Source organism: Acinetobacter sp. 18QD2AZ41W, assembly GCF_009829025.1.
In the GTDB taxonomy this organism is placed as follows: domain Bacteria; phylum Pseudomonadota; class Gammaproteobacteria; order Pseudomonadales; family Moraxellaceae; genus Acinetobacter; species Acinetobacter pseudolwoffii.
This window is the reverse complement of sequence record NZ_WURP01000002.1, coordinates 185,777-201,110: the sequence shown is the minus strand read 5'-3', so window position 1 is coordinate 201,110 and position 15,334 is coordinate 185,777. Positions and strand designations below refer to the sequence as shown.

At 43.7% G+C, this 15,334-nt stretch carries 14 protein-coding genes and 1 pseudogene; 6 read left to right on the top strand and 9 right to left on the bottom strand.

The window, feature by feature from the left end:
- Nucleotides 1–127 precede the first annotated feature (127 nt).
- The 3 genes and pseudogenes from GVV58_RS03945 to GVV58_RS03940 form a co-directional block, all read left to right on the top strand.
- Nucleotides 128–282, top strand: a pseudogene (locus tag GVV58_RS03945) (NADP-dependent isocitrate dehydrogenase); the annotation flags it as partial.
- Nucleotides 283–893: 611 nt separating this feature from the next.
- On the top strand, nucleotides 894–1,022 hold the full coding sequence (locus tag GVV58_RS15730) for a hypothetical protein (RefSeq protein WP_005170281.1): 129 nt from the start codon (nucleotides 894–896) through the stop codon (nucleotides 1,020–1,022).
- Nucleotides 1,023–1,167: 145 nt separating this feature from the next.
- Nucleotides 1,168–1,728, top strand: a complete 561-nt coding sequence (locus GVV58_RS03940; protein WP_074383288.1) for a M23 family metallopeptidase — start codon at nucleotides 1,168–1,170, stop codon at nucleotides 1,726–1,728.
- Here the strand turns inward: GVV58_RS03940 and GVV58_RS03935 are convergent.
- On the bottom strand, nucleotides 1,707–2,918 hold the full coding sequence (locus GVV58_RS03935; RefSeq protein WP_159516041.1) for a YbfB/YjiJ family MFS transporter: 1,212 nt from the start codon (nucleotides 2,916–2,918) through the stop codon (nucleotides 1,707–1,709). The genes GVV58_RS03940 and GVV58_RS03935 overlap by 22 nt on opposite strands.
- A 216-nt stretch (nucleotides 2,919–3,134) precedes the next feature.
- Nucleotides 3,135–4,565: a pyridoxal phosphate-dependent aminotransferase gene (locus GVV58_RS03930; RefSeq protein ID WP_159516040.1), complete on the bottom strand. Its 1,431-nt coding sequence runs from the start codon at nucleotides 4,563–4,565 to the stop codon at nucleotides 3,135–3,137.
- A gap of 228 nt (nucleotides 4,566–4,793) precedes the next feature.
- On the opposite strand from GVV58_RS03930, the gene msrB reads away from it, so the two are divergent.
- Nucleotides 4,794–5,213 (top strand): peptide-methionine (R)-S-oxide reductase MsrB, encoded by a 420-nt coding sequence (msrB, locus tag GVV58_RS03925; protein WP_004645533.1) that lies wholly within the window; start codon nucleotides 4,794–4,796, stop codon nucleotides 5,211–5,213.
- Nucleotides 5,210–5,686 (top strand): glutathione peroxidase, encoded by a 477-nt coding sequence (locus tag GVV58_RS03920; protein ID WP_100328997.1) that lies wholly within the window; start codon nucleotides 5,210–5,212, stop codon nucleotides 5,684–5,686. The genes msrB and GVV58_RS03920 overlap by 4 nt, the downstream gene beginning before the upstream one ends.
- Nucleotides 5,687–5,788: 102 nt before the next feature.
- On the opposite strand, the gene dapC is transcribed toward GVV58_RS03920, so the two are convergent.
- The 5 genes from dapC to GVV58_RS03895 all read right to left on the bottom strand — a co-directional run bounded on the left by dapC (nucleotide 5,789) and on the right by GVV58_RS03895 (nucleotide 12,355).
- On the bottom strand, nucleotides 5,789–6,958 hold the full coding sequence (gene dapC / locus GVV58_RS03915) for a succinyldiaminopimelate transaminase (RefSeq protein ID WP_004278945.1): 1,170 nt from the start codon (nucleotides 6,956–6,958) through the stop codon (nucleotides 5,789–5,791).
- Between the two features lie 17 nt (nucleotides 6,959–6,975).
- On the bottom strand, nucleotides 6,976–9,648 hold the full coding sequence (glnD, locus tag GVV58_RS03910) for a [protein-PII] uridylyltransferase (protein ID WP_159516039.1): 2,673 nt from the start codon (nucleotides 9,646–9,648) through the stop codon (nucleotides 6,976–6,978).
- A 26-nt stretch (nucleotides 9,649–9,674) separates the two neighbouring features.
- Nucleotides 9,675–10,889 (bottom strand): formate-dependent phosphoribosylglycinamide formyltransferase, encoded by a 1,215-nt coding sequence (gene purT / locus GVV58_RS03905; RefSeq protein ID WP_171502627.1) that lies wholly within the window; start codon nucleotides 10,887–10,889, stop codon nucleotides 9,675–9,677.
- A 369-nt stretch (nucleotides 10,890–11,258) separates the two neighbouring features.
- Nucleotides 11,259–11,606 (bottom strand): L-valine transporter subunit YgaH, encoded by a 348-nt coding sequence (gene ygaH / locus GVV58_RS03900; protein ID WP_005097402.1) that lies wholly within the window; start codon nucleotides 11,604–11,606, stop codon nucleotides 11,259–11,261.
- The gene (locus GVV58_RS03895) at nucleotides 11,603–12,355 is read right to left on the bottom strand and encodes an AzlC family ABC transporter permease (protein ID WP_005097401.1); all 753 of its coding nucleotides are present in this window, start codon (nucleotides 12,353–12,355) and stop codon (nucleotides 11,603–11,605) included. The genes ygaH and GVV58_RS03895 overlap by 4 nt, the downstream gene beginning before the upstream one ends.
- 103 nt (nucleotides 12,356–12,458) lie before the next feature.
- Here GVV58_RS03895 and GVV58_RS03890 point away from each other — a divergent pair, with 103 nt between their 5' ends.
- Nucleotides 12,459–12,956 (top strand): hypothetical protein, encoded by a 498-nt coding sequence (locus GVV58_RS03890; RefSeq protein WP_005170291.1) that lies wholly within the window; start codon nucleotides 12,459–12,461, stop codon nucleotides 12,954–12,956.
- 204 nt (nucleotides 12,957–13,160) lie between these two features.
- Here GVV58_RS03890 and GVV58_RS03885 read toward each other — a convergent pair whose 3' ends face one another.
- Both GVV58_RS03885 and ychF read right to left on the bottom strand, forming a co-directional pair.
- Nucleotides 13,161–13,778, bottom strand: coding sequence for a superoxide dismutase (locus GVV58_RS03885; RefSeq protein WP_005097397.1), 618 nt, complete (start codon nucleotides 13,776–13,778; stop codon nucleotides 13,161–13,163).
- Between the two features lie 206 nt (nucleotides 13,779–13,984).
- The gene (ychF, locus tag GVV58_RS03880; RefSeq protein WP_005170292.1) at nucleotides 13,985–15,076 is read right to left on the bottom strand and encodes a redox-regulated ATPase YchF; all 1,092 of its coding nucleotides are present in this window, start codon (nucleotides 15,074–15,076) and stop codon (nucleotides 13,985–13,987) included.
- Nucleotides 15,077–15,334 lie beyond the last annotated feature (258 nt).

The following is a 15,334-nucleotide window of genomic DNA, read 5'->3' as shown; positions in this document are numbered from 1 at the left end:
ATTTCCCGTATAAATCTCAAAAACAACGAATCTGGATTAGAATATTATGCGTTAAGAACAGTTGAAAGTATTGCCTAATTGGCAATTATTTTTAGGTTTGTCAGTAGCATTCGGAAAAATATGAAGAATAGAATATCAAAAGATCGTAGTACCTGCGGATGGTGCCAAATTACCGTTAATGCAGACCTGTCACTCAACCTAGCAAATAATCCAATTGTCCCATGTATCAAAGGGAATGAAATTGGTGCTGATATTACACCAACAATACAGGCTGTGGTAGATGTTACAGTTTAAAAGTATAGAGTAGTAAGCCCTCAAATGCTTGGATCAGATAGATATCGAATCTGTCAGAAGTAAAAAAGGTTATTAAGTTAATCAAAGAGAAAAAATGGACATGACTAGAATCACCTTGAACTAAATTGTGCGTTAAACATGAACTACTAGAAAGAAGTCCTGACCTGATCATAAAGAAGATTTTAGCTATAAAAATAGCCAAAGAGCGAACATTCACGCAGTCTTGCGCTGGAGGTCAAGCGCAAGACTGCGAGCTTTTTTTGAATTTGATCATCCTACTATTGCAGATATACTTAACTCATTAAAGCCTGATTCTCCTAATTAAAACCTATATTAATCGCAGGTTTCTCAGGGGGATTAAATTTTCTTAAATTCTGATTGATAAACGCCCAAAAGTTAAAATGAGTATCAAACTGCAACTTTGCGTAAAGATTGTAGTGAGCCAGAACAGGATTTGTTCTGAGTTGAATCACTTAGCCAACCTATTATTACATTGACGTATTTGGATACAGCTCGATGATTGGCATATTTTCCAAAAACGTTAGAGTGATCAATGGAACTTCCAGTGATAGAGACGTTTCTCCGAAGGAGTACATAATATGGCCAAATCTAAAGCGAAACATAAGCAGGTCCAACAAAAGGACAAGCAGGACAGCGCTCAGAATGAAGAGCAACAACAGCAACAGCAACAACCAGCCAAACCCTCCCGTGCAAAAAAACGTAAGTAATTCCTAGCTACCTTCCATAACAACGCCCTTACATAAGGGCGTTGTTATATCATTGATTTTATAAAAATATCATTCAAAAAATTACAAGATTACGACTTTAAATTGTGCTGTTCTGCTTAAGATAAAAACCATCTTTCTAAAATAAATGCGAATAATATTGGTGAAATTTTTTCGGATTTTAAGCTTAATTTTATCTGTATGCTTTGTCTTGACCGCCTGTCAGCCACCACCTTCAGGTGAAGCAGCAGGATGGAAAAGTCCTTATCTTTATTGGCAACTGAAAAAGACTCAATTAGAAGCACCGTTACAGATTCCGGTCGAAGGTATTACAGTCCGTCAAATTAATGATACGTGGGGAGCCGCGCGCAGTGCAGGCCGTAAACATGAAGGGACAGATATTTTTGCTCGACGTGGCACACCTGTCTTAAGTGCCACCCAAGGGATTGTACGTAAAATTGGCACCAATAATCTGGGTGGGAAAGTTATCTGGGTGACAGGGCCTGATATGAGTCAGCATTACTATGCGCATCTGAATGATTATGCTGAGCATATTCAGGAAGGCGACTGGGTGGAAGCGGGCGAAGTGATTGCCTATGTCGGCAATACTGGAAATGCCAAAAATACTCCGCCACATCTACATTACGGGATTTATCTGAGCGGGCAAGGGGCGACCAATCCATATCCTTATTTCGTGCCTTCTCCTTGAGCAGAAACTGGATGGGGTTGTGTTTCAGGAGTGAATCTGGCAGGACGGGTACACCAGAATAATTGCAATGTTCCTAATAAAAGAACAAATGCAGCTAATATGAACTGTTGATGATAGCTCAAACCAAAATATTGCAGCGCACTAAAACTGAGTCCGCCAATCAGCTGAACAGAGGCGAAACACAAGGTGGCAATGCTCCAGAGTTTTTTATACGCCAGCCCATACAGTTGCAAAATGGTATAAGAGGTCAGGAAAACCACAGCAGGGTTTAGCATGCCGGTCAAAAAGGAAGAGCTCAACGTGAGCAATGCTTGGCCCTCTAGAGTCGCAATAAAAATAGCCACAATATAAAGACTATAAAGAATTTTCAGGGCAGCAAAATTACCGAATTTTCTGGCCAGTGCATAAGCACTGAAGGCGCCTAAAGCACTACCAAATCCATAAAGAATCCAATTGAAGTTAATCCAGAACAAGCTCAATTCCAACTGCTGGCTTAAATAATCAATCCAGAAGAGCGAATGCGGTATATAAGCAAAGGCGCTACACGCGTAGACAGCCAGTAAGCTATAAAAGACGCTATTCAAAGATATCTTGGAGGTAGTCGAAGGTGCTTGTATGGACAAATAAGGCTTAAATTTTTGGATAAGTCCACTTAAACATAGACAAATGAGCAGGGCAAAGCCACATAAGATCAGCCAGGCAGTCTGTATGGAAATCTGATCCAGATAAGGCAGAAACAGGGTTGCAATTAATACACCTAATCCGATTCCGCTAAAACCGATAAAGTTGATTTTAAGACGATCCTGAAGTTCACAGCACTGCGCAACTACACTTGGCGATAAGATCATCATCAGCCCGCCGCTGATTCCTGAAATCACGCGCCAAAAGATATACCAAACTTCAGAGAAACCAGAAAATGCACAGCACATCAGACTGAACATACCGGCAAAAGCTGAAATTTGAATATACCTGCTCATACTGCGGTCTTGAGGCAGACGCATGGCGGTATAGGCACCGATTAAATAGCCCAGTAAATTGGCACTGCCCAAAAGCCCGGCAAAATCTGTACTCCAGCCAAAGGCTTCTCGTGTGCCGGGTAACAGCGCAGTATAAGAGAAACGAAGAATGCCAATCCCCAAGCACATACTAAGGCAGAGAAACAGGCTGAGTTTAATTGTGTGTGAGGACATCCGTGTACTCATAAAGTTTTATATTTGGTTAAAAAATAACATGAATCTTCGTGATTAAGGAGAAATCACTTGATAAGAAACCGTTGAGTGCAGGAATTTGTGCTTCAGGAAGTCTTTGTACTTTTTAAAATGTTATAAGTCGAAACTTTGAATATGGAGAGAAATAAAAAAACCGCATTCAGAAATGCGGTTTTTTTATGTTGTCTATTTCAGGAGTTAACGCATCTTGGCCAGGAAACGGCCAACACGGATAAGCGCTTCACGCAGTTCATTTTCAGCCGGCAGGAACACCACACGAAAATGATCCGGTGTCGGCCAGTTAAAGCCTGTACCTTGAACCAGAAGTACTTTCTCGGCACGTAACAAGTCCAGCATCAGCTTTTCATCGTCCTGAATTGGATAAACGTTCGGATCCAGTTTCGGGAAGCAGTACATCGCACCCTCAGGCTTGACACAGGACACCCCAGGAATCTCGTTCAGCATTTCCCAGGCAATATTACGCTGTTCATACAAACGGCCACCCGGACGAATCAGGTCATTAATGGACTGATAGCCGCCCAGTGCAGTCTGAATTGCATATTGCGCCTGATGGTTGGCACACAGGCGCATAGATGCCAGCATGTCCAGACCTTCGATATAGTCTGCTGCACGTGTTTTATTGCCGGTAATGGCCATCCAGCCAGAACGGAAGCCAGCAATACGATAAGCCTTTGATAAACCGTTAAATGATACACAAATCTGATCACCTGCCAAGGCAGCTACAGCGACATGCTCGATACCGTCATAGATGATTTTGTCATAGATTTCGTCAGCAAATAAAATCAGGTCATACTTCTTGGCCAAGTCCACGATCTGTTGCAAGACATGACGCGGATAAACCGAACCGGTCGGGTTGTTTGGATTAATAATCACAATACCACGGGTATTTGGCGTGATTTTACTTTCCATATCGACAATGTCGGGATACCAGTGATTTTCTTCATCACATTTATAATGAATCGCCGTACCGCCAGACAGATTGACTGCCGCAGTCCAAAGCGGATAATCCGGCATTGGAATCAGCATTTCATCGCCATCATCCAATAGGCCCTGCATGGCCATGACAATCAGTTCAGACACACCATTACCGATATAAACGTCATTGACGTGCATATCCAGAATGCCTTTTTGCTGATAATACTGACAGATCGCCTTACGCGCCGGGAAAATCCCTTTGGAATCCGTGTAGCCAATCGCATTCGGCAGGTTTAAAGCCACATCGTTGATAATTTCTTGTGGTGCTTCAAACCCAAATGGGGCAGGGTTGCCAATATTTAATTTGATAATTTTGTGACCGGCTTCTTCCATCTCGATGGCCGCTCGTAACACAGGTCCGCGAATGTCGTAGCACACATGCTCGAGCTTAGATGATTTCTTGATCTCGCGAGGGGTTTGGAAAGTGTTCGGCATTTTGATGTTCTCGGAAGGAGTGGAGGTCACTTTTGCATAACGATATAAATAACTTTTAAATGTCTCAGTTGTGACTAGATCGAGATCATGTTCATCTCGAAGTAGTGCAACAATTTTTTCATGCGTAAATCCAAGCTGCTGATATTGTTTGATCACAGGCAGCAGATTTTTAAAAATTACGCTCTTTTTTTGCGACATTTTTTAATCCTGAGCAAATTTAGAGCTAAGAATACCATTAAATTTGCTCACTAAAAAATATTTAATGTAAGAATTGCTTACTTTTATTTTTATATTTGCTTTCTTTTTGCTTTTTTAGGCATTATATGTCTTTTGTAAAATGTTGAATAAAGACTAGAATTTTTAAAATGAATCACGTAAATATAGGATTATCCTATTTTAAATAGCAAGATAAAAAGGTATGTGATCATGGGAAAACTCAATAAATCAGACCGGGAATGGCAAAGAGAGTTATCACCTGAGGAGTTTCGCATTACGCGCGAGAAGGGAACCGAGCCGGCATTTACTGGAAAATACTGGAATACCAAGCAAGATGGCACCTATGTATGCCGTTGCTGCGGCACGCCACTGTTCTCGTCTGAGACCAAGTATGACAGCGGCTGTGGCTGGCCAAGTTTCTACCGTCCCGTCAGCAGTTCGGTGGTAGAAGAATTACCTGATACTTCACACGGAATGGTCAGAACTGAGATTGTTTGTCATCATTGTGACGCACATTTAGGGCATGTTTTCCCGGATGGTCCAGAGCCGACGGGCTTACGTTATTGTGTCAACTCGGCTTCTTTGGACTTAGAAACACAAGAAAAAAATGATGAGGAAACCTATCCATGACCAGCATTTATCAGTTTGAAGCTGAATTGTTAGATGGCAAAAGCAAGCCACTTGCAGATTACGAAGGCAAGGTACTTTTGATCGTCAATACAGCGAGTAAGTGTGGTTTTACCCCACAGTTTTCAGGATTAGAAAAACTTTACGAAAAATATAAAGATCAAGGTCTGGAAATTTTGGGATTTCCATGCAATCAGTTTGGTGGTCAAGATCCGGGTTCCAATGAACAGATTGGTGAATTTTGCCAGAAGAATTACGGGGTATCTTTCCCGATGTTTTCCAAGGTGGATGTCAAAGGCCCTGAAGCGCACGCCATTTTTCGCTATTTAACCAATAATTCCAAAGGTATTTTAGGCAATGGAATTAAATGGAATTTTACCAAATTCCTGATCGGCCGTGATGGCAAGGTATTGAACCGTTTTGCTCCGACCACCAAGCCTGAAGAGCTTGAAGATGAAATTGCAAAAGTGTTGTAAGACTCTGTGTTATTTTCTCAGTATGAGATAAAAATAGAACTCATCTGATTTCAAGTAAAAAACCCACTTTAAACCAGTGGGTTTTTTAGTTTTGATTAAAACTTAGAGGATGGCTTTCAGGCGTTGAATGACTTCTTCACATTGCGCCAGATCGGCCACAAGTGCTAGACGTACATGATTTTCACCCGGATTACCCTGTTCAGTATCGCGGGATAAATAACGACCCGGAAGTACTTTAATATGTGCTTCTTCCATCAGGCGTTTAGCAAAGGCTTCATCATTGTCAACTTTTAACCAGTAATAGAAACCTGCATCCGGTTTTTTGAGTGGCAATAAATGTCCGAGTTCCTGTTGAAATAAATCAAACTTGGCACGGTATTGCACCCGGTTTTCTTCCACATGCGCTTCATCATCCCAGGCAGCGATTGAAGCCAGTTGATGTTGTACCGGCATCGCTGCGCCGTGGTAAGTACGATATTGCAAATAAGGTTTTAACAGGCTGGCATCACCGGCAACAAAACCTGAACGCATACCCGGAAGGTTAGAGCGTTTAGACAGTGAATGGAACACCACGCAGTTTTTATAGTCATCCCGGCCGATTTCAGCACAAACTTCCAGTAAACCTACAGGTGCCTGATCAAACCACAGCTCCGAATAGCATTCGTCTGAAGCAATCACAAAGTTATATTGATCCGACAGGGCAATCAGTTTTTTAAACTGTTCTTTAGACAGCACTGCACCGGTTGGATTGCCCGGAGTACAGACAAATAACAGTGCCGTTTTTTCCCAGACTTCTGCCGGAACAGCATCAAAATCACCAAGGTAGTTATTTTCTTCAGTACAGTTGATGAAATATGGTTTTGCACCTGCGAGCAGTGTTGCACCTTCATAAATCTGATAAAACGGATTCGGCATCACCACATAAGGTGCCTCTTCACGATTTACCAAAGCCTGTACAAACGAGAAAATCGCTTCACGCGTACCAGAAACAGGCAGGATATTGCTGTCTGCACTGATGCTATTTAGCTTAAAACGGCGCGTCAGCCATTGAGCAATACTTTCGCGTAGCTCAGGCAGGCCTTTACTGTTTGGATACGTCGATAAATGTTTAAAGTTATCGATAATCGCTTGTTTCACAAACTCCGGTGCAGGATGCTTCGGTTCACCAATCGACAGGGGAATTAAAGGCATATTTGCAGGCTGGATATCCGCAAAAAGCTGATTTAACTTTTCAAACGGATAAGGATGCAGTAGAGACAAGCTAGAGTTCATGAATAAGTAACCGCGTTTTAATGTGAGTGTTGACTACAAACCTGATGAGAGGCTTCATCCAGCGCAGTTTTAAGTGCAGCTGCAAATTCAGCAGATTCTCCAGGTGTCATAGGGTTGCCATCTTTTTTAGTGACAAAGAAAATATCTTCGGCACGTTCGCCCAGTGTGGCAATTTTGGCAGAGTGGATGTCCAGGCCTTGCATCATAAATAAACCACCGATTTTGGCAAGTAAACCAGGGTGATCAAGGGTCGCAATTTCGACCATATTCTGATTCAAGGCAGGATTGACACTAATCTCGACTGTATTTTCAATATCGAAATGACGTAGTTGACGTGGAATCCGGCGCTGCATCAAGCCCGGATATTCATCAGAATGACTCAAGGCATCTTTAAGGGCTTCAATCACTGTGGCTTCGCGTTCAGGATCAGTCAATAAAGTACCAAAACGGTCCAATACCACGTAGGTATCCAGACTGAAAGCTTTAGTGGCAGTAATAATTCTTGCGTCTTGTACATCCAGATTCATGCGATCCAGAATAGCCACCGTAGTGGCAAAAAGGTTGGGTTGATCCTGCGTATAAATAAAGATCTGTACCGCATCCTGCGCATATTTACGGTGCGCCCGCATCAGCACCAAAGGCGCAGGATTGTCGCCGTGCTGTAAGATGGCACGGGTATGCCAGGCAATTTCATCTGCTGTTTCTTTTAGGAAATAGTCATCACCAAGTTCCTGCCAGACTTTTTCTACTTCATCCAGTGAAAAGTCCTGAACCAGAAGTTCGCTGGCCGCAAATTTGGTATCTTCAATCAGCATTTGATAATCAACCGGACGACCCAGACCGGAACGGATTACATCGCGCGCCTGAGTATAGAGCTGGCGCATCAGGGAAGCGCGCCAGGTATTCCACAGCTTCGGATTGGTGGCGTTAATATCGGCTACCGTCAGGGTGTATAAATAATCCAGATGCTCCATGTCGCCCATTTTTTCTGCGAATTCTTTGACCACATCCGGATCGGAAATATCTTTTTTCTGGGCGGTGACAGACATTACCAGATGATTCTGGATCAGCCAGGCCACCAGGTTGCTTTCACGTTCGGTAAAACCGTGACTACGGCAGAATTTAATCGCATCGCTGGCACCAAGTTCACTATGATCACCGCCACGACCTTTGGCAATATCATGAAAAAGAGCTGCCAGATATACAATGTCACGACGGGTCAGGCGCTGGAACACTGAACTGACCACAGGAAATTCCTTGGCAAATTCAGGTGCTTTAAAGCGATTTAAATTGCGTAGCAACAATAAGGTATGTGCATCGACCGTATAGATATGGAACAGGTCATATTGCATTAGGCCCAGAATTTGCCCAAAGGCCGGGATGTAATTACCCAGTACGCCATAACGCTTCATCGTCACCAGGGTGTCGTAGAGTCGATGCGGTGAGCGGATAATCGCCATAAACAGCGCCTGATGCACCGGATTATCACGAAAATCCTGATCAATGCGTTTTCCTGCCAAGGTCAGCAGGCGTAAGGTACGCGCACGAATGCCCTGAATTTCAGGACGATTGGCCAACAGGTAGAAAATTTCCAGAATCGCGCTTGGATTTTCCGAGAAAATCTTGTGATGCTGAACTGCTAACTTGCCATCGACCAGTTTGAAATTTTCATTAATTTCCTCAATCTGGCGTTCATATTGCGGTAAACGTGGGGTAATCACAGATTCATTGAAGTAGGCCAACAGCATTTCATTGAGTGTAGAGACTTGCTGTGCGCTGCGATAATAGCGCTTCATGAACTGTTCGATCGGATAGTTCGGATGATGCGCCTCATCACGCACATAGCCGAATTTAGCTGCAATATCACGCTGATAATCGAACAATAAGCGGTTTTCGTCACGCTTGGTCAGGCGGTGCAGGTGATGGCGAATCTCCCAGAGAAAACTTTCAGCTTCTTCGAGCACACCCAGTTCAAATTCTGAAATAAAACCCAGATGTACCAGATCATAAATCCGGTTGACGCGGAAATGTCGTTTGGCAATCCAGCCGATTTGGTTGATGTCGCGGATACCGCCCGGTGCATTTTTAATATCCGGTTCCAGATTGCTTTCGGTATTGTTGTGCTGAGCATAGCGTTTATGCTGCTCATCCATTTTGGCATCAAAGAAGGTTTTATCGGTCCAGGTGCGTGACACGATGCGCCGTGGCCATTTGCACAGGTTCTCATTGCCAATAATCAGGCGTGCTTCGATTAGCGTAGTGGCAACGGTGAGATCACTACTGGCCTGACTGACACAATCATTGATGGTACGCACGCTGATCCCCGGTTTGAAATTACCGACATCCCAGAGTAATGAAATGAAGGTAGAAATCAGCTGTTCCTGCTCTGGACTAATCTCGTCTTCTGACAGGATCATGAGGTCGACATCAGAATAAGGCAGCATTTCACGGCGACCATAACCTCCGACAGCAAACAGGGCCAAATCGGTTTGATCCAGTTCGGCATATTTCCAGAGAAATTGCAGTGCTTCATCAATCAGATTGGAACGTGCCAGAATAATATCCCGAATCGGCTGTCCATTTTCAAAACTCTCCTGTAGCTGATTTTCGACATCACTACGCCATTGATTGATGGCTTTAATGTCATGGTTACTTTTAATGTAATTCAGCAGAGGTAAGGTATTGATCATGAACAGTGGTCCGTTGGTATTTCAGCTTAGTTTTGATTAATGCTAACTTGATTTGCGACCTGAAGTGCCAGTTCGCGTGCCTGTTCAATGCTTTCAGCACGTGCAGTCGCAACGCCCATGCGACGCCGTTCGAAGCCTTCAGGTTTGCCAAACAGGCGCAAATCAGTATTGCCGTCTGCTAAAGCAAGATTCAGGCCAGAAAATGAAAGATTACGATCATCTACCCCGGCATAAATCACCGCGCTGGCAGCCACACTATGCCGTGTGGTATTGACCGGCAGGCCTAAAATCGCACGTGCATGCAATTCAAATTCGCTTTGGAATTGAGAGGCAAGTGTTACCAGTCCGGTATCGTGTGGACGAGGAGAAACCTCACTAAACCATACTTGGTCGCCTTTGATAAAGAGTTCTACACCAAAGATTCCGCAACCCCCCAGTGCTGTGGTGACTTTGTGGGCAATGCGTTTAGATTCCTCTAGCGCTGCCGGAGTCATCGGCTGAGGTTGCCAGCTTTCGACATAATCGCCCGAGTCCTGACGATGTCCGATCGGATCGCAATAAGAGGCTTCGATCTCGCCGGTTGCCGGATTTTTTGCACGAACAGTCAATAAGGTAATTTCAAAATCAAAGTCAATTTGCGATTCGACAATCACTGTACCCTGATTGACGCGTCCACCAGTTTGCGCATATTCCCAAGCCGCGTCTACCTCTGCAAAGCTTTTTACCCGAGACTGGCCTTTGCCAGAAGAGGACATGACCGGCTTGACAAAGTTTGGATAGCCGACATCATCACAGGCAGCACGGAAGGACTCTAAACTGTCAGCAAATCGGTACGCTGAAGTTGGCAGCCCCAGTTCTTCTGCGGCCAGACGGCGAATGCCTTCGCGGTTCATGGTCAGATTGACCGCTTTAGCCGAAGGAATGACGGTCGCAATATTTTGTTCTTCAACGTCAACCAGTACTTGTGTGGCAATGGCTTCAATTTCAGGAACGATTAAATGTGGCTGGATTTGATGGATCAATTGTTTTAATTCTTCAGCATCGGCCATATTCAAGGTATAGGAATAATGCGCGACTTGCATGGCAGGTGCATGCTCATAACGGTCAGCAGCATGAACTTCGACCCCAAGACGTTGTAGTGAAATCACCACTTCCTTGCCCAGTTCACCAGAACCCAATAATAGAACTTTATAGGCAGAAGCTTGCAGGGGAGTACCAATAGTCACGCTCATGTGTGTCATCCATGCTTGATTTTATGGACTTTTAGCATAGCAGAACTGAGCCGGCAGTTAAGCCAAGATTCATACAAAATTGTGATATTGTCCAACAGTTTTATTTATAAAGTTTTTCTGGATGTAAGTAAGGCGTAATTGTCATGTCACTGATCTGTCAGACTGATTTGAAGACGGTATATCCTGTTTTGGCAATAGCTTTTTTCTATCTACAACTGGTCGAGTATTAAAAAAGTATAAAAGAATACGGAAATGATTTTATTTGAGCTTTTTCTTTCAGGAAAAATGATAGGGATCAGCTAATTATTTTTATATAATAAAGACCTATACTATTCCATAAGCATAAGTCTTTATCTTGATTGATCAGTCAGTTCAAGCTTAAAACGTCATCGGCACATAGGTATAAACCAGACCATAGGTCAGTGCTGCGGTCAGGGTCGCCATCACGATGCGTTTGAATTTAAAGTACAACGCAGTGAGTACGATAAATCCGACCAGCATCGCAATACTTTTATTCGGTGTTTCTAATAATGGCGGTAAGGTAGCAACTACCAGCATGGAGCTGATTGCCGCAATGCCGATTGAACCCAAGGCAATTTTTAGCCACAATGCTCCGCGTTTTTGTGAGCCTTGCTGAAATTTCTGAATCACAAAAAAAGGCCCGAAGCGTGAGACGAAATTGGCGATCCCGACGACAATGCCGACCAGAATAATCTCTAGATTCATGCTTGATCTCCTGCATGTTCAGGATCTGGCTGTTTTAAGATATAGTGCTTGAACAGGCCGGCAAAAATACCGGAACTGATACCAATGAAAATCGCGGCAGACAGATCAATAAAGTAACAGGCCACAGCAGAAACCAGAATGGTGACAGTCACAACAAAAGTATGTTTCTTCTCAAAAGCAGCCAAGAGGAAACTCAGGAACAGCGCAGGTAACAGGAAGTCTAGAGCCGCTTGCAAGAATTGCGGCAGATTGCTGACCTGATCGGCAAATAAACCACCGAGAAAAGATCCCAATGCCCAGGACATCCAGCTAAACAGGCTTAAACCCAGCATCCAGGATTCAGACCATTCCTGACGCCGTTGCGAGAGCTTGATCATGCCGGAAGCAAAAACCTCATCGGTCAGACCCCAAGACCAGATCGCAGTTTTCTTTAAATTCAGCCGGTCTTGAATCAGGTTTTGCAGCGCAGGGCCATAGAGCAAATGCCGAATGTCTAGGGCAATCACCGTTAATGCCGTCATCCAGATAGATGTGCCACTGCCTAAAAGTGCGACCACAAGGAACTGGCTGGCACCTGCATACATCGAGCAGGAAAGAAACAGCGCTTCCCAAGCCGTAAAGCCAAACTGAGTGGCTGAAACGCCAAAAGCAAACGACACTGGTAAATAAGTGAAGATGATCGCTTGGCTATCTTTTGCACCTTGCCAGAAGCCAGCAGGTTGCGTAGCGAGTTGATTCTGTTCAGACACGACACACCTTGAAGGAGAGTTGAACGATGGGTCAAATGAAGATTGTGTATTCTACGTGAATTTAATAGCATAGTGCCGAAATGTTTAAATTGGCGAGCCTGATATGTGGATGTTCAAGACACGTACGATGCTGACAGCTGCTTTAATGAGCACTGCATTGTTGTTACAAGCGTGTGGGAATGACAGTCAATCGACTGATAAGCCAGAAATTAAACCGGCACCTAAATTGACTAATGATGCGACCACCTATGCCAATGCGGCATGGCAACTGATCAATAAAGTCGATCCACTGGTTTATAATAAAGAAGTGGATCAGCTGGAAACCCAGGTGCGTCAACCGGCACGTAAGCTGAGCACAGACTGGCGTATTAATGTCAAAATGACCGATTCGGTGACTGAAGGTAAATATGCTCTGTGTCGTAAAGCCTTAACCAGTCTGGAAATCTGGGCGCGTACCGTGATCGACAATGGCAGCAGTCTGGAACAAAAGCAGGCGGATTATGAGCGGGATAAACTGCAATGTCAGAATGCGATTGATAATCCTGAATTGGGAAATACTGATCCCAAACAAAAAGGCACCGCGATTGCTAATATGCAATAAACCTTTAGCCATTTAGTTATAAGCATAAAAGCCAGTCATTCAGACTGGCTTTTTTAGGATGAGACAACAGCAAGACTCTAAAAAGAGGGTATCCACACATGTTCTAATAAAATCACAAATACACCACAGATCAGGAGTGTGCTGCCAATTATGCGTTTAATCAGAATAGGTGTAGACATGGTCGATCTCCTTAAATATTTAAAGCTAAAGCGTGTTCAATGCTTCCAGATAACGACGATTCACTTCTTGCCAGTTCACGACATTGAAAAAAGCCGAGATATATTCCGGACGACGGTTTTGATAGTGCAAATAATAGGCATGTTCCCAGACATCCAGACCTAAAATGGGAATATTGCCATGCATCAGTGGAGAGTCCTGATTGGCGCTGCTTTCTACAATAAGTGTTTGATCTGGCGCAACACTCAGCCAGGCCCAACCGCTACCAAAACGGCTCAGTGCTGCCTGGGTAAAGGTGTCTTTAAATGCCTCGAATCCGCCTAATTCATGTTCAATGGCCTTTGCAATTTCAGCTTCTGGATGGCCGCCACCGTCTGGACTCATGACTGTCCAGAACAGGGAGTGATTGGCATGTCCACCGGCATTATTGATCACGTTCTGTTTTAATTGCTGCGGTACTTCATTGAATTTGCTAATTAAGGCTTCGACCGATAAATCTTCCCATTCGGTTCCTGCGATCCCTGCATTGATATTATTAATATAGGTTTGATGATGCTTGCTATGATGAATTTCCATGGTCTTGCTATCGATATGAGGCTCTAGGGCATCATAGGGATATGGCAGTACAGGCAGGGTATAGCTCATGGTCAGGATTCCTTTGCTAGAATGAAGTCATGTTATTTTTCATTAGATTTAACATACGCCTGAATTTAATATTTTTATATGAGAATAATTATCATTATTGTTAATATGTGTGAATTATGCGTTGCCTGTAAGTTTTCTACGCTCGGTCATCTTATTTCCTAGGTAATAAAAAAGCCCCAGAAGGGGCTTTTTCACACAGCAAATACTTAGACGTTAAAACGGAAATGTAAAACGTCGCCATCCTGAACGATATAGGTTTTACCTTCTAGACGCCATTTACCGGCTTCTTTTGCACCCGCTTCGCCGTTGTACTGCACGAAATCATCATAAGCAATACATTCTGCACGGATAAAGCCTTTTTCAAAGTCGGTATGAATTACACCAGCGGCTTGCGGTGCAGTTGCACCAATTTTCACAGTCCAGGCACGAACCTCTTGTACACCTGCGGTGAAGTAAGTTTGTAAGCCAAGTAGTGAATAACCTGCACGAATCACCACGTTTAAACCAGGTTCTTCCATGCCCATCGCTTCCAGGAATTCAGCACGGTCTTCATCTTCAAGCAATGAAATTTCCGCTTCAATCTGGTTGCAAAGAGGTACGACAATTGCATTTTCTTCAGCAGCCAATTTTCTCACTGCATCCAAATGCGGGTTATTTTCAAAACCATCTTCAGCAACGTTGGCAATATACATGGTTGGTTTAAGCGTCATTAAGCCAAAGCCACGTACCAGTTTACGTTCGTCATCATCCAGATCCGCTGCGCGAGCCGGTTTGCCTTCATCGAGTAAAGGCTGGATTTTTTCTAATACTGCTTTAGTAGCAATTGCTTCTTTGTCACCACCTTTGGCAGATTTAGTCAAACGGGTAATCGCTTTCGCTACCGCGTCCAGGTCTGCAAGCGCGAGTTCTGTATTAATCGTGGCGATATCATCCAGTGGATCAATACGACCATTCACATGAATGACGTTTTCATCTTCAAAACAACGTACCACGTGAGCGATTGCATCAGTTTCGCGGATGTTGGCCAGGAACTGGTTACCTAAGCCTTCACCTTTAGAAGCGCCAGCGACCAGACCTGCGATGTCCACAAATTCCATAGACGTTGGAATCACGCGCTGCGGTTTAACAATTGCTGTCAATTTGTCTAAACGTGGGTCAGGAACAGGCACGATGCCGGTATTTGGTTCAATGGTACAGAACGGGAAGTTTTCTGCAGCAATAGCAGCTTTGGTTAAAGCATTGAAAAGTGTAGATTTGCCAACGTTCGGCAAGCCGACAATACCGCAATTAAAACCCATGAAATAACTCACAAAAGCGTTATATAAAAATTGCCCCCAATTTTACATGAAAGCACGGCTAAAGTCAGGTCATGCGCTTGTGGTTTATTGCAATCAAATGCTTCTGATAACTTAAAAGCTCCGCTGAGCTTTCCCGGATTTGTTGTGAGTCCGCCGAATATAGAGGAATAATCAGCCAGTATTGTACTTTTGGATAAAAATCACATTGTTTTTCTAAAAGTGAGTGACTAAAGTATCTGAATAAAACAGCGGCCTATA

Bases quoted from the DNA above. Each gene is read 5' to 3' on its own strand.
- purT (WP_171502627.1), bottom strand. From the start codon at position 10,889: ATGACACACATGAGCGTGACTATTGGTACTCCCCTGCAAGCTTCTGCC.
- GVV58_RS03890 (WP_005170291.1), top strand. From the start codon at position 12,459: ATGTGGATGTTCAAGACACGTACGATGCTGACAGCTGCTTTAATGAGC.
- GVV58_RS15730 (WP_005170281.1), top strand. From the start codon at position 894: ATGGCCAAATCTAAAGCGAAACATAAGCAGGTCCAACAAAAGGACAAG.
- msrB (WP_004645533.1), top strand. From the start codon at position 4,794: ATGGGAAAACTCAATAAATCAGACCGGGAATGGCAAAGAGAGTTATCA.
- GVV58_RS03935 (WP_159516041.1), bottom strand. From the start codon at position 2,918: ATGTCCTCACACACAATTAAACTCAGCCTGTTTCTCTGCCTTAGTATG.
- GVV58_RS03940 (WP_074383288.1), top strand. From the start codon at position 1,168: ATGCGAATAATATTGGTGAAATTTTTTCGGATTTTAAGCTTAATTTTA.
- dapC (WP_004278945.1), bottom strand. From the start codon at position 6,958: ATGAACTCTAGCTTGTCTCTACTGCATCCTTATCCGTTTGAAAAGTTA.
- GVV58_RS03885 (WP_005097397.1), bottom strand. From the start codon at position 13,778: ATGAGCTATACCCTGCCTGTACTGCCATATCCCTATGATGCCCTAGAG.
- GVV58_RS03920 (WP_100328997.1), top strand. From the start codon at position 5,210: ATGACCAGCATTTATCAGTTTGAAGCTGAATTGTTAGATGGCAAAAGC.
- glnD (WP_159516039.1), bottom strand. From the start codon at position 9,648: ATGATCAATACCTTACCTCTGCTGAATTACATTAAAAGTAACCATGAC.
- GVV58_RS03930 (WP_159516040.1), bottom strand. From the start codon at position 4,565: ATGTCGCAAAAAAAGAGCGTAATTTTTAAAAATCTGCTGCCTGTGATC.
- ychF (WP_005170292.1), bottom strand. From the start codon at position 15,076: ATGGGTTTTAATTGCGGTATTGTCGGCTTGCCGAACGTTGGCAAATCT.
- ygaH (WP_005097402.1), bottom strand. From the start codon at position 11,606: ATGAATCTAGAGATTATTCTGGTCGGCATTGTCGTCGGGATCGCCAAT.